This window comes from Pseudomonas sp. R15(2017), assembly GCF_002112685.1.
Lineage (GTDB): Bacteria > Pseudomonadota > Gammaproteobacteria > Pseudomonadales > Pseudomonadaceae > Aquipseudomonas > Aquipseudomonas glycinae.
Window position 1 is genome coordinate 291,928 of record NZ_NEII01000004.1, and the last position, 12,818, is coordinate 304,745.

10 protein-coding genes and 1 pseudogene are annotated in these 12,818 nt (G+C 62.1%); 6 read left to right on the forward strand and 5 right to left on the reverse strand.

Features of this window, described 5'->3' with window-relative positions; all coding sequences use genetic code 11:
- The first annotated feature begins 125 nt into the window (after positions 1-125).
- From tauA to tauD, 4 genes are read left to right on the forward strand one after another with little or no spacing between them, the layout of a single operon-like run.
- Complete coding sequence (tauA, locus tag CAF77_RS11065) at positions 126-1,103, forward strand: taurine ABC transporter substrate-binding protein (protein WP_007952702.1); 978 nt, start codon at positions 126-128, stop codon at positions 1,101-1,103.
- A gap of 16 nt (positions 1,104-1,119) precedes the next feature.
- The gene (tauB, locus tag CAF77_RS11070) at positions 1,120-1,914 is read left to right on the forward strand and encodes a taurine ABC transporter ATP-binding subunit (protein WP_064382740.1); all 795 of its coding nucleotides are present in this window, start codon (positions 1,120-1,122) and stop codon (positions 1,912-1,914) included.
- The gene (tauC, locus tag CAF77_RS11075; RefSeq protein WP_064382739.1) at positions 1,911-2,750 is read left to right on the forward strand and encodes a taurine ABC transporter permease TauC; all 840 of its coding nucleotides are present in this window, start codon (positions 1,911-1,913) and stop codon (positions 2,748-2,750) included. Before tauB ends, tauC begins: the two co-directional genes overlap by 4 nt.
- Positions 2,751-2,807: 57 nt before the next feature.
- Positions 2,808-3,650 carry a taurine dioxygenase gene (gene tauD, locus CAF77_RS11080; protein WP_064382738.1) on the forward strand — a complete coding sequence of 281 codons (843 nt, stop codon included), beginning with the start codon at positions 2,808-2,810 and terminating at the stop codon, positions 3,648-3,650.
- 131 nt (positions 3,651-3,781) lie between these two features.
- On the opposite strand, the gene mgrA is transcribed toward tauD, so the two are convergent.
- Genes mgrA through CAF77_RS11095 form a run of 3 tightly spaced genes read right to left on the reverse strand, consistent with a single transcriptional unit; the run spans position 3,782 to position 8,405 of the window.
- Positions 3,782-4,819 (reverse strand): L-glyceraldehyde 3-phosphate reductase, encoded by a 1,038-nt coding sequence (mgrA, locus tag CAF77_RS11085; protein WP_011331956.1) that lies wholly within the window; start codon positions 4,817-4,819, stop codon positions 3,782-3,784.
- A 39-nt stretch (positions 4,820-4,858) separates the two neighbouring features.
- Positions 4,859-6,178: an LLM class flavin-dependent oxidoreductase gene (locus CAF77_RS11090; RefSeq protein WP_064382737.1), complete on the reverse strand. Its 1,320-nt coding sequence runs from the start codon at positions 6,176-6,178 to the stop codon at positions 4,859-4,861.
- A 1-nt stretch (position 6,179) separates the two neighbouring features.
- Positions 6,180-8,405 (reverse strand): TonB-dependent receptor, encoded by a 2,226-nt coding sequence (locus tag CAF77_RS11095; RefSeq protein WP_064382736.1) that lies wholly within the window; start codon positions 8,403-8,405, stop codon positions 6,180-6,182.
- A 206-nt stretch (positions 8,406-8,611) separates the two neighbouring features.
- Between CAF77_RS11095 and CAF77_RS11100 the strand changes: the two genes are divergently transcribed.
- Positions 8,612-9,649, forward strand: a complete 1,038-nt coding sequence (locus tag CAF77_RS11100) for a LacI family DNA-binding transcriptional regulator (RefSeq protein ID WP_064382735.1) — start codon at positions 8,612-8,614, stop codon at positions 9,647-9,649.
- A gap of 38 nt (positions 9,650-9,687) precedes the next feature.
- Here CAF77_RS11100 and CAF77_RS11105 read toward each other — a convergent pair.
- Positions 9,688-9,951: pseudogene (locus CAF77_RS11105) on the reverse strand (type II toxin-antitoxin system HicB family antitoxin); the annotation flags it as partial.
- Positions 9,952-10,204: 253 nt separating this feature from the next.
- On the opposite strand from CAF77_RS11105, the gene CAF77_RS11110 reads away from it, so the two are divergent.
- A complete protein-coding gene (locus tag CAF77_RS11110; protein WP_007952727.1) occupies positions 10,205-10,465 on the forward strand; it encodes a hypothetical protein in 261 nt (86 codons plus the stop codon).
- A 23-nt stretch (positions 10,466-10,488) separates the two neighbouring features.
- On the opposite strand, the gene betT is transcribed toward CAF77_RS11110, so the two are convergent.
- The gene (betT, locus tag CAF77_RS11115; RefSeq protein WP_162831787.1) at positions 10,489-12,450 is read right to left on the reverse strand and encodes a choline transporter BetT; all 1,962 of its coding nucleotides are present in this window, start codon (positions 12,448-12,450) and stop codon (positions 10,489-10,491) included.
- Between the last annotated feature and the right edge of the window lie 368 nt (positions 12,451-12,818).

Here is a 12,818-nt window from a genome sequence, read left to right on the forward strand (position 1 = left end):
CAAATACCCCCGGCTTAGATTTTTCCGCTCATAAGATCATTCTAAAAAGTTATTTATTTTTAGATTCTTAGATCATTTAGTCTCCTTTCACGCCGACGCTCGGTCGCCTGATATGGAGCTCTTCAATGAAACTGAATTTCCCGCTTCGCCTGCTGGCCGTGGCCTCTCTGGCTGCTGCAAGTTTCCTGGCTCAGGCCGCCGACCTCACCGTCGCCTACCAGACCACCGTTGACCCGGCGAAAGTCGCCCAGGCCGACGGCGCCTATGAAAAAGCCACCAAGGCCGACATCAACTGGCGCAAATTCGATAACGGTGCCGACATCATTGCCGCCATCGCTTCCGGTGACGTGCAGATCGGTTACCTCGGTTCCAGCCCGCTGACCGCTGCGATCACCCGTAAAGTCCCGGTGGAAACCTTCCTCATCGCCACTCAGATCGGCGCCGCCGAAGCACTGGTCGCCCGCGACGGCTCCGGCATCAAGACGCCGCAGGATCTGGTCGGCAAGAAAATCGCCGTGCCGTTCGTGTCCACCGGTCACTACAGCCTGCTGGCCGCGCTGAAGCACTGGAACATCGATCCATCGAAAGTCACCGTCCTCAACCTCGCCCCGCCAGCGATCATTGCTGCGTGGAAACGCGGTGACATCGACGCTACCTACGTTTGGGATCCGGCGCTGGGTGTGGCCAAGGAAAACGGCAAAGTGCTGATCACTTCCGGTGAACTGGCCAAGTTCGGCGCGCCGACCTTCGACGCCTGGATCGTGCGCAAGGACTTCGCGGAGAAGCATCCGGAAATCGTCACCGCATTCGCCAAGGTCACCCTCGACGCCTACGCCGACTACCGCAAGGATCCGAAAGCCTGGCTGGCCAACCAGAGCAACGTCGACAAGCTGGTGAAGCTTTCGGGCGCCAAGGCCAGCGACATCCCATTGCTTCTGCAAGGCAACGTCTACCCGCTGGCGGCGGATCAGGTCAGTGACCTCGGTGCACCGACCACCAAAGCCATCACCGACACCGCTGCGTTCCTCAAGGAGCAAGGCAAGGTCGAAGCGGTACTGCCGGACTACGCGCCGTACGTCAGCGCCAAGTACATCACCAACTGATCGGGAGTTAATCGCGATGGCCTTGCTACAGCTGGAGCGCATCAGCGCACAGTATCCCGGCAGCCCGGAACCGGTACTGTCCGACATTTCCCTGACCCTCGGCCCTCAGCAATTGCTGGTGGCCCTCGGCCCGTCCGGCAGTGGCAAGACTTCGCTGTTGAACCTGATTGCCGGTTTCGTCGAACCGAGCGCCGGCCGCATCACCCTCGACAACGTGCCGGTCAAAGGCCCGAGCGCCGAACGCGGCGTGGTGTTCCAGGACGACGCCCTGCTGCCCTGGCAGGACGTGCTGGCCAACGTGGCTTTCGGTCTGGAACTGGCCGGTGTGGCCAAGGACAAACGCGAACAGCGCGCCCGGGAAATGCTCGCGCTGGTCGATCTTTCCGGTTTTGAACACCGTCGCATCTGGCAGCTTTCCGGCGGCCAGAAGCAGCGTGTCGGCCTGGCCCGCGCCCTCGCGGCGGACCCGCGTGTGTTGCTGATGGACGAGCCCTTTGGCGCCCTCGATGCCTTCACCCGCGAACAGATGCAGGAGCTGTTGCTGCAAGTCTGGCAACGCACCGCCAAGCCGGTGTTCCTGATTACCCACGACATTGAAGAAGCGGTGTTCCTCGCCACTGACCTGATTCTGCTGGCGCCGAATCCGGGGCAGATCGTCGAGCGCCTGCACCTCGACTTCGGCCAGCGCTACGCCGCCGGTGAGTCGGCACGAACCATCAAATCCGACCCGCGTTTTATCGAAACCCGCGAACACGTGCTTGCCAAAGTGTTCTCGCAACGCAGCGCCGTTCAGCGGCAGGAGCGCGCATGAGCAGTTACGACGTTTCCGCCACCGCCGTGAAACCCGCCGCCACGTCGGTGGTGATTCCCGTGCGCCGCAGCCTCAGCACCCGCTGGATCAGCCTGCTGACCCTGTTCGCGTTGCTGGTGATCTGGTGGGCCGTGACGGCCACTGGCCTGATCGAGCCGCTGTTCCTGCCGCCACCGTCCGCCGTACTGCAAAAAGGCTGGTTGCTGGCGACCACGGGCTACATGGATTCGACGTTGTGGCAGCACTTGGGCGCGAGCCTGAGCCGCATCGGTCTGGGCCTTGGTTTTGCGATTTTGACCGCAGTGCCGGTGGGCATTGCCATCGGCGCCAACCGCATCGCCCGTGGCGTGCTCGATCCGCTGATCGAGTTCTACCGGCCGATTCCGCCACTGGCTTATCTACCGCTGATCGTGATCTGGTGCGGCATCGGCGAGTTGTCGAAAGTGCTGCTGATCTATCTGGCGATTTTCGCCCCGATCGCGATTGCCACCGCCACCGGCGTGCGCACCGTCGACCCGGCCAAATTGCGCGCCGCACAGTCGCTGGGCGCCACCCGCGCGCAACTGATCCGCCATGTGATTTTGCCAAGCGCCCTGCCGGACATTCTGACCGGTGTGCGCATTGGCCTCGGTGTCGGCTGGTCGACCCTGGTCGCCGCCGAACTGATCGCGGCCACCAGCGGCCTGGGCTTCATGGTGCAGTCGGCTGCGCAGTTCCTGGTCACCGATGTGGTGGTGCTGGGGATTCTGGTCATCGCCCTGATCGCCTTCGCGATGGAGATGGGCCTGCGCGCCCTGCAACGCAAACTGGTGCCGTGGCACGGCCAGGCCCACTGATTTTTCAGCACTGACTACCCCGACAGTTTCGGGGCCCCGGAATTGAAGAGAACCACCATGAGCAGCCTGAACATCACCCCGTTAAGCTCGGCCCTCGGCGCACAGATCAGCGGCGTCGACATCAGCCAGCCGCTGAACCTGGAACAGCGCGACGCCATCGAGCAGGCGCTGCTCAAGTATCAAGTGCTGTTCTTTCGCAATCAGCCGATCGAACCTTCGCAACAGGCGCGCTTCGCCCACTATTTCGGCGACTTGCACATTCACCCGATCTACCCGAACGTGCCGGAACAACCGGAAGTGCTGATCCTCGACACCGCCGTCACCGACGTGCGCGACAACGCGATCTGGCACACCGACGTGACCTTCCTGCCGACCCCGGCCATGGGTGCGGTGCTCAGCGCCAAGCTGTTGCCGGAGTTTGGTGGCGACACGTTGTGGGCCAGCGGAATTGCTGCGTATGAAGCGCTCTCGGCGCCGATGAAAGCGCTGCTCGAAGGGCTGACCGCGACTCACGACTTCACCCGCTCGTTTCCGCTGGAGCGCTATGGCAACACGCCGCAGGCACTGGCGCAGTGGGAAGAGGCGCGGCGCAAGAATCCACCGCTGTCGCATCCGGTGATTCGCACGCACCCGGTGAGCGGACGGCGTTCGCTGTTCGTCAACGAAGGGTTCACGTCGAAGATCAATGAGCTGTCGGAGACCGAGAGCGAAGCGGTGTTGAAGTTCTTGTTCGCGCATGCGACGCGGCCGGAGTTCACCATTCGCTGGCGCTGGCAGAAAGATGACATCGCGTTCTGGGACAACCGCGTGACGCAACATTACGCGGTGGATGACTACCGGCCGGCGCGGCGGGTGATGCAGCGGGCTACGGTGTTGGGGGATGTGCCGTTTTTTCGCTGAGCCTTTACGTTGATCGTTCCCACGCTCTGCGTGGGAACGCCTCTACGGACGCTCCGCGTTCGGCTTGGCAGGGGACGCGGAGCGTCCCGGGCTTAATTCCCACGCGGAGCGTGGGAACGATCTGTGTGTCGTTATTCAGCTGTCGAAGGCTTCTCCCAAAGATTGATCCCGCCCTCCTGGGCAAACCGGTCAATCTCCGCCAGCTCCTCAGCACTGAAGCTCAGATTCTTCAACGCCCCGACGTTCTCGACAATCTGCTCCGGCCGGCTCGCGCCAATCAGCGCCGAGGTCACCCGCGGATCCCGCAGTGTCCACGCCAATGCCAATTGCGCCAGGCTCTGCCCGCGACGCTTGGCGATCTCGTTCAGCGCCCGAACGTGAGCGATGTTGGCCTCGGACAAGTGCGAAGCCTGCAACGAACCACCGCCCGGACGATTGACCCGCGCATCCGCCGGCACGCCGTTGAGGTACTTGTCGGTCAGCAGGCCTTGCGCCAGCGGGGTGAAGGCAATCACGCCAGTGCCGAGTTCGTCAGTGGTGTCGAGCAGGTCCTTTTCCACCCAGCGGTTGAGCAGGTTGTACGCTGGCTGGTGAATCAGCAGCGGTACTTTCCACTCTTTGAGCAATGCGGCGATTTCGCGGGTTTTCACTCCGGAGTACGACGAGATGCCGATGTACAACGCCTTGCCCTGCTGCACCGCCGTGGCGAGGGCGCTGGCGGTTTCTTCCAGCGGGGTGTCCGGGTCGAAGCGGTGCGAATAGAAGATATCCACATAGTCCAGGCCCAGGCGTTGCAGGCTCTGGTCGAGGCTCGCCAGCACGTATTTGCGCGAACCGCCGCCCTGGCCGTAAGGGCCGGGCCACATGTCCCAACCGGCCTTGCTGGAGATGATCAGTTCATCGCGGTACTGCTTGAAGTCTTCGCGCAGCAGACGGCCGAAGTTGATCTCGGCGCTGCCGTAGGGCGGGCCATAGTTGTTGGCCAGGTCGAAGTGGTTGATGCCCAGGTCGAACGCCGTGCGCAGCAACGAGCGCTGGGTGTCGATCGGCGTGCTGTCGCCGAAGTTGTGCCACAGGCCCAGGGACAGCGCCGGCAGCACCAGACCGCTGCGTCCGACGCGGCGGTAAGGGATGGAGTCATAGCGGTTTTCGGCAGCGGTGTAAGTCATCGAATCCTCTCTTGTCGGTCTTGAATCGGGTGTCGATTGCTACGCAAATCTGTTGCCGGGCCGGGCGAGGCCAAGGTTCTGGCGCAAAGTCCGGCCTTCGTATTCGGTTCTGAACAGCCCACGCCGTTGCAGTTCCGGGACCACGCCGTTGGCGAAGTCTTCGAGCCCGCCGGGCAGGTGTGGCACCAGCACGTTGAAACCGTCCGCCGCGCCCTGCTCGAACCATTCCTGCAAACGGTCGGCAATCTGCGCCGGTGTACCGACGACGCTGTAATGCCCGCGACCGCCAGCGATTCTGCGGCCCAGTTCGGCCAGGGTCAGATGCTCGCGGCCGGCCAGTTCGGTCAGCAGTTTCTGTCGGCTTTGCTGGCCGCTGTCAGTCAGCGGCAATTCCGGCAGCGGCCCGTCCAGCGGGTACTTCGACAGATCGAAGTTGCCCAGCATACGCCCAAGCAAGGCGATGCCCACCTCGGGTTCGACCAATTGCTGAAACGTTTCACATTTTTCCTGCGCTTCGGCTTCCGTCTGCCCGACCACGACAAACACGCCGGGCATGATTTTCAGCGAATCGGCACTGCGTCCGTACTTCGGCAAGCGTCCCTTGAGGTCGGCGTAAAACGCCTGAGCGCTGGCCAGTGAGGTCTGCGCGGTGAACACCACTTCGGCGGTCTGCGCCGCCAGTTCACGCCCGGTTTCCGACGAGCCGGCCTGCACGATCACCGGCTGACCCTGTGGCGAACGCGCGACATTCAGCGGGCCTTTGACCCGGAAGTGCTCGCCAACGTGATTCAGCACGTGCAGTTTTTCCGGGTCGTAATACGCACCGCTGGCTTTGTCGCGGAGGAAAGCATCGTCCTGCCAACTGTCCCAGAGACCCGTGACCACCTGATGAAATTCCCGGGCGCGGCTGTAGCGTTCGGCATGGCCGATGTGTTCGTCGCGGCCAAAATTCTGCGCTTCGGCGGCGTTGTCCGAGGTCACCAGATTCCACCCCGCTCGCCCGCCGGACAGGTGATCGAGCGAAGCGAACTTGCGCGCCACGTGGTACGGCTCGTTGTAGCTGGTGGTTGCGGTGGCGATCAGGCCGATGTGTTCGGTCACCGCGCTCAAGGCCGAGAGCAACGTCAGCGGTTCGAAGTGATCCGAACGGGCCATGCGGCTGGCGATGTCCTGGGTCGGCGCGGCGACGCTGTCGGCGACAAACAAGGTGTCAAACTTCGCTGCCTCGGCAATCTGCGCCAGGCGTTTGTAATGGGCGAAATCCAGCCCGGCGTTGGCCGGTACGTCCGGGTGACGCCACGCGGCAACGTGGTGTCCGGTGGCCATGAGGAACGCGCCGAGTTTCAGCTGTCTGCTCATCTCAGAAGTCCTTGCGCAGTTGCACGCCGAAGTAGCGCTCGTCGTCGCGAGGCACAGCGCGGTAGATGTAGTTGCCACCGCTGGCGAGCAATGGCGAATAGGACTTGTCGGTGAGGTTCTTGCCCAGCAACGCCACGCGCCAGCCATTGGTGTAATCGGCCAGGGCCACGCTGGCGTTCCAGAGTCCGTAGGCGCCCTGCTTGGTGTCGGCGTTCTGGCTGATGTCGTACTGCACTTCGCTCTGCCAGCTGTAATCGGTGCCGAGTTCGATATCCAGGCCGTTATCCAGCGGGATGGTGTAGTCGGCCCGCACGTAGCTTTTCCAGTCCGGGCTGAAAGGCAGCGGCTTACCGTTGACGTTGCACGACGCCGCCGCACCCGCCGGGCAGGCGAACTCGTCGATGCGGGCGCGGGTGTAGGCCAGCGCGCCGGAGAACTTCAGTTGCTGGGTCGCCTGCAGGGCGAGATCAAGTTCCACACCTTCGGTTCTGACGCTGCCGGCGTTGATCAGGCGCGTTACCACTTGCCCGGCGACGGTGTCGAAAAAGTTCGCCTGGTAGTTGTCGTAGTCGCTGTGGAAAACCGCGAGGTTGGTGGTCAGGCGATTGTTCCAGGACGAGGCTTTGATCCCCGCCTCCCAGGTGTTGGAGGTTTCCGGTTTCAGCGCTTCGGTATCGCGCGGCTGCATGTTGAAGAACACGTTGTAGGCCGGGCCTTTGTAGCCGCGCGAGTAAGTCAGGTAGGTGGTGACGGTATCGCTCAGGTCGTACTGCAAACCGAGCCGGCCGGACCAGCCGTCCTCGTCCACCGAACCGGAACTGCGGGTGGCCGGTTGAATGCCGCTGACCGTGGTGGCGGACGTGGAGACGCGACGGTGATCGTATTCGAGATCGTCGTGGGTGTAGCGCAGGCCGGCGATGCCACGAAAGTCCGAGGTGAAATTCAGCGTGCTCTCGCCGAACACCGCATAGCTGTCGCTGGTGGTGCTGTAATCGGCGACGCCGCGATCAGTGCGCGTGGTGGTCGTCAGGGTGCGCTGATAGGTTTCCTCGTCCTTGCCGTGCATGTAGAACAGGCCGCCGACGTATTCGAGGAACTCGCCTTTCGGCGACGCCAGCCGCAGCTCCTGCGAGTACTGATCGAAGGCCAGATCGCCCTTGTCCGCCGTGCCGGGGAACGCGGTCGTCACCGTGCCGAGGCGGTCGCCATCCTGATACTGGGTGTTGTCCCAGCCGCGCCACGCGGTAATCGAGGTCAGGGTGTAATCCCCCAGTTGCCAATCGAGCTGGCCGGACAGGCCCTTGTTAGTGTCCTCGACGTGGGAGCGGGTGTCGGTGTTGATGTCGCGGTTGTGGCTGGTGGCGCCGACCGGGCTCAACGCATTCGCGAAGGCCGGGGTCAGAGCCTTGGTCACGACGCCGTTGGGGCCGTCATCGTGGGACTGCATGTAGTCGGCGATCAGGGTGAAGGTGATGTCGTCGTTCGGGGTGAATTCCAGTTTGCCGCGCACGCCACGATGGTTATAGCCGTTGACCTCCTGACCGTTGTGCTGGTTGTCGACGTTGCCGTCGTACGTGCCGAACAAGGTGCTGATCGAGCCCTCGAGCGTGTCCGGAATCAGACTGCCGCCGATGCCGAAACGGGTGCGGCTTTCGTTGCCGCTGTAGTACGACTGATCGATGTAGCCGTGGGTCTCGGTGGTCGGCGCCTTGCTGGTGATGTTCAGCACGCCGGCCGAAGCGTTCTTGCCGAACAGCGTGCCTTGCGGGCCGCGCAGAACTTCGACGCGTTCCAGGTCCAGCAGATCGAGAGTGGACTGGCCGGGACGGGCATAGACCACGCCATCGATCACCGTGGCCACGGTCGGCTCGACGCCTGGCGAGGTGGAAATCGTCCCCACGCCACGCACGAACAACGAGGTGTCCTTGTTCGATGCGCCGGTGCGGAAATTCAGCGACGGCACTTGCTGGACGATGCTCGCCACGCTGTTGCGGTTGTCCCGTTCCAACTGCTCGCCGTCGATCACCGACACCGCCACCGGGACCTTTTGCAGCGACTCTTCGCGGCGGGTGGCGGTGACCGTGACGGACTTGAGTGTCGGCTCCTGATCGGTGCTGTCGGCGGCGAACGCGGCAGGCAGCGGCAGCGCGGCCAGCCCGGTGAGTAGCCAGCCCGCAGCGCGGATCGATTGCGCCAGTTTGTGTGTCGCCCCAGGAATGTTGTGCATGTTTGCCCGCTCGGAAAGTTGCCCTGAACCGCTGCCGTTCTGCGACGACAGCGCCTGTCTCGGTGTCTTGGGCATTCGCTCGAGCGAGTAGCAGACAACGCGCTTTGTTAGCGCTAACATCGCCAGTATTGGCAAGCCGGAGATAGACCGTCCAATACTGAAAAATTACTTTTATATGCGTTTTGGTTTTTAAGAAGGATCGAGCCTTGAGCGAAGAAAAGCCCCGCAAACGCCGTGGCGCCGGTCGCGTGACCCTCAACGCGGTGGCGCGCCAGGCCGGTATTTCGGCGATCACCGTGTCGCGCTATTTCAACCAGCCGGAACAGGTCTCGCCCGAGCGTCGCGAACGGATCGCGGCGGTGGTCGCCGAACTGGGTTATGTGCCGAATCTGGTGGCCGGCGGACTCGCCTCTGCACGGGGAAAAATCGTCGGCATGGTGATCCCGAACATCTCCGGGCCGATCTTTGCCAACACCATTCAGGGCTTCAGCGACACCCTCAGCCGTCACGGTTATCAGCTGTTGCTGGCATCGAGTTACTTCAGCACCGAGCAGGAAGAAAACGCCGTGCGGGCGTTCCTGGGCTGGTCGCCGGCGGCGCTGGTGGTCACCAGTCACTTCCACAGCATGGGCACGGAAAAGATGCTCGCCGAAGCGGATATTCCGGTGATCGAAACCTGGGATTACCAGCCGGATCGCGAGCCGATGCAGATCGGTTTTTCGCACTTTGAAGTGGGGGTCAGTGCCGCTCGTTATTTGCACGGCAAAGGCTACCGGCGAATCGCCTTCGTGCAGAACAGCGCCCCCGGCGACTTCAGCGCACTGGAGCGCCGCGACGGTTATGCGGCGACCGTGCGTGAGCTAGGACTTGAGCCCTGGGTATTCGCACCCGCCGCCGATCGCGCCCCGTTCGAGGCCGGCAAGCAAGCGATGGAAGCACTGATGAAAGCCTCACCACGCCCGGACGCCATCATCTTCGCCAACGACAACCTCGCCGCCGGCGGCCTGCTCGCCGGACAACGCGCCGGCCTCAAGATCCCCGAAGACTGCGCCGTCCTCGGCTTCGGCGACTACCCGTTCGCCGAGATGCTGCTGCCGAGCCTGAGCACGATCAAACCGCCGGCGCTGGAGATCGGCGTGCTGGCGGCAACCCGGGTGCTGGAAAGTCTGGGCGTTTTGCCGAGCGATGAGGTGCAGCGGTTGAATCTGCTGCAATGCACGGTCATTGAGCGGGAAAGTACCTGACCCAGAGACTCGCTCTAACGGCATGGGAGTCAGATCGAAAAATATGGGGTGATATCAAACTCGACTACATCCCAAACGCCTCCGGCGTATTCCGGGTTGTCGAGATGAGCACCAATATCCCGCACCTGCGGCAACGACTCGCGATCCTCGACCAGTCCCGCAAAGTGCAATGCCAGTGCTTCTTGAATGTTGCTGATAGCTTCAGCGGCTGTACCGCCTGCCGAGTAACAACCCGGAATGTCGGGGACGATCACTCCGTAGTCTGAGTCGGAATCCTTATGCAGAACGACCGGGAATTTCATTAGAGCCCCTTCCTGTACACCCGTAGATGCAGCGCACTATAGGTGTAACCACCAATCAGAAAGCTAAATTACACATCTTGAAATCGATCGTTACGTGAAGATCTGATGCAGCTCGCAGTCTGGATGACATAGACAGAGCGTCATGGTCAGCCGGCGGAGAGATACGAAAAGAATGGGCTGGTTTGGCTATGCTCTAAAAGGACACCGAGCTGGACGAATCACAGGTAAACGAACCCACCAGGCGAAACCCACCATGCACACCGCAATCATCATCTTCTTCGGCCTGATCCTGCTGGCATTGATGTTTTACATCGGCGAGCGCATCGGTTTCAGTCGGCAGACGCTGGCCTATGGTTTCGCGGCGTTGTGGCTGGCGTTGACGGTGATCAATGGTGCGGTCGGCGTGGTCCACGCCGGGCAGCCGTTGGGGTCGGAGATTGCGATCGGCAGCGCCGTGTATGGCGTGCCGCTGGCGGCGATGGTGTTGTTCATGGTGCTGAGCGCCGAGACCTGAATCGTCCCGGCGCCCTGCCCCGATCAACGCACCAGATGCAGGAACTGCATGTGCCGTTCGTACTGGTCGAGGATGTCGTTGATGATCTGCTCTTTCGTGTAACCGACCAGATCGTAGTCCTGACTGCCCTCGCTCAAGTGCACTTCAGCGCGGTAGTAGCGGCGATTGTTGAGCTGCTTGGAACCCATGCCGCCACGGGCGAACGACGGCGTGAAGTAGCCGCGCATCTGCACCTGGTAGATGAACGGGTGCTGTTCACCGTGACCGATTTCCAGGCTGACGCTGTCGTGCGCCGGATCCGGTTGGGTGACCACGTTCAGGCCTTTCTCGGCGAACACGGCCGTCACTTCTTCGATGGCCGGCTTCACCGTGGTGTCCATGAAGCGGTACACCTCGTCCCGCGACGGGAAGTGGACGGCCTGACTCAGACGCTGACGCCAGCCGCCCTTGCCACGCCGTGAACCGGACACCGGCGCCAGCGAATGCAGTTGCGCGATCTGCTTCTGCGACTCCAGATAGAACGCCTTGTGCAGGCCCCACATCATCAGCAGCAGAATCAGCGAGAACGGCAGCGAGGTCAGCACCACCGCCGACTTCAACGCATCGATGCTGCCGGAGAACAGCAGCGCACTGGTCACCAGCGCGGTCATCGCGCCCCAGAACACCCGCAGCCATTTCGGCCCGTCTTCATCCGGGTTGCCGCCCTTGGCCGACAGGGTCGAGAGCACCACGGTGCCGGAGTCGGCGGAGGTGACGAAAAACACGAAACTGATGAACACCGTCACCGCGATAACGGTCTTGCTCCACGGATAGGTTTCCAGCAGCAGATAGAGGGTCATCGACGGGTTATCGAGGGCCGACATGCCCAGCGCCGACATACCGTGGTTGAGCACTTGGTCGATGGCGCTGTTGCCGAAGATCGACATCCACGCCAGGGTGAAACCCAGCGGAATCAGCAGCACGCCGAAGACGAATTCGCGGATGGTCCGGCCACGGGAAATCCGTGCGATGAACAGGCCCACGAACGGCGACCATGCAATCCACCAGGCCCAGTAGAAGACTGTCCAGCCGCCGAGCCAGTCGCTCGGTTTGTCGTAGGCGTAGAGGTCGAAACTTTTCATCGGCAAGGCGCCGAGGTAGTCGCCGAGGTTCTGGATCAGGGTGTTGAGCAAATGCTGGGTGGGGCCGGCGAACAACACGAACAGCAGCAGCGCACAGGCCAGCAGCATGTTGATGTCGGACATGACCCGCACACCTTTATCCACGCCGGAGACGGCGACGATGATCGCTGCGCCCATCATCAGCGTGATCAGGCCGACTTGAATCCACTGGGTGTGGGCGATGCCGAACAGGTAGTCCAGACCGGAGTTGAGATGGAGCACACCGAAGCCCATGTCCGCACCGAGGCCGAACACCGTGGCGATAATGCCGAAGCCGTCCACTGCGTAGCCGATGGGGCCGTTGATGCGTTTGCCGATCAGCGGATACAGCGCCGAACGCAGGGCCAGCGGCAGGTTATGCCGGTAGGCGAAATACGCCAGCGCCATGCCGACAAAGGCGAACACGCCCCAGCCGTGCAGGCCCCAGTGCAGAAACAGAATCTGCATCGCCTGACGCGCCGCCTCCGCCGTGCCGGCCTCGCCTTGCGGCGGCTGGAGCATATGGGTCAGCGGTTCGGACACACAGAAGAAAAACAGCGTGATGCTGATCCCGGCGGCGAACAGCATGCCGGCCCAGGACAGGTAACTGAATTCGGGTTCGTCGTGGTCGGCACCGAGTTTGATCTTGCCGTAGCCCGATAACGCGGTGACCACCACGAAGACCAGATACAGGGTCATCGCGAGCATGTAGTACCAGCCGACCGTGTTGGCCGCCCAGTTTTGCGCTTCGAGAAGCCAGGCGCCGGCCTGTTCCGGCATGGCGATGACCGTCAGGCCGAAAAGCAGGATCACCGTCGCGGCGAACCAGAACACCGGCGGATTCATGCGTACCAGACCGCTGGCGGGGGTGGACGATGCACTCATGAACGGTGCACCTCAAGGGGTTGGAAAATGGCTGAAATGATCGGACTCAGCAAAGGCAAGCCTCCTGTTGTGAGCGGGCAGCGAACCGCCGGTTTAACTTGAATGAACGTTCAAGTTAAACATGGATAGTACGCTCAGGACTAATCGCAGGGCTCAGCGGTACCTTTCGTACGCTAGCTCAAGAGGGGTTATGACGCTGTGGCGAGGATGATCGTTCCCAACTGATCGTTCCCACGCTCTGCGTGGGAATGCCGCCCTTGACGCTCCGCGTCATATTGCGGGCCACTCTGTATTTCGGGGGGAGTTCGGAACGCGGAGCGTCCCTGTAG

Bases quoted from the DNA above. Each gene is read 5' to 3' on its own strand.
- betT (WP_162831787.1), bottom strand. From the start codon at position 12,450: ATGAATCCGCCGGTGTTCTGGTTCGCCGCGACGGTGATCCTGCTTTTC.
- CAF77_RS11090 (WP_064382737.1), bottom strand. From the start codon at position 6,178: ATGAGCAGACAGCTGAAACTCGGCGCGTTCCTCATGGCCACCGGACAC.
- CAF77_RS11110 (WP_007952727.1), top strand. From the start codon at position 10,205: ATGCACACCGCAATCATCATCTTCTTCGGCCTGATCCTGCTGGCATTG.
- tauA (WP_007952702.1), top strand. From the start codon at position 126: ATGAAACTGAATTTCCCGCTTCGCCTGCTGGCCGTGGCCTCTCTGGCT.
- tauD (WP_064382738.1), top strand. From the start codon at position 2,808: ATGAGCAGCCTGAACATCACCCCGTTAAGCTCGGCCCTCGGCGCACAG.
- mgrA (WP_011331956.1), bottom strand. From the start codon at position 4,819: ATGACTTACACCGCTGCCGAAAACCGCTATGACTCCATCCCTTACCGC.
- CAF77_RS11095 (WP_064382736.1), bottom strand. From the start codon at position 8,405: ATGCACAACATTCCTGGGGCGACACACAAACTGGCGCAATCGATCCGC.
- tauC (WP_064382739.1), top strand. From the start codon at position 1,911: ATGAGCAGTTACGACGTTTCCGCCACCGCCGTGAAACCCGCCGCCACG.
- tauB (WP_064382740.1), top strand. From the start codon at position 1,120: ATGGCCTTGCTACAGCTGGAGCGCATCAGCGCACAGTATCCCGGCAGC.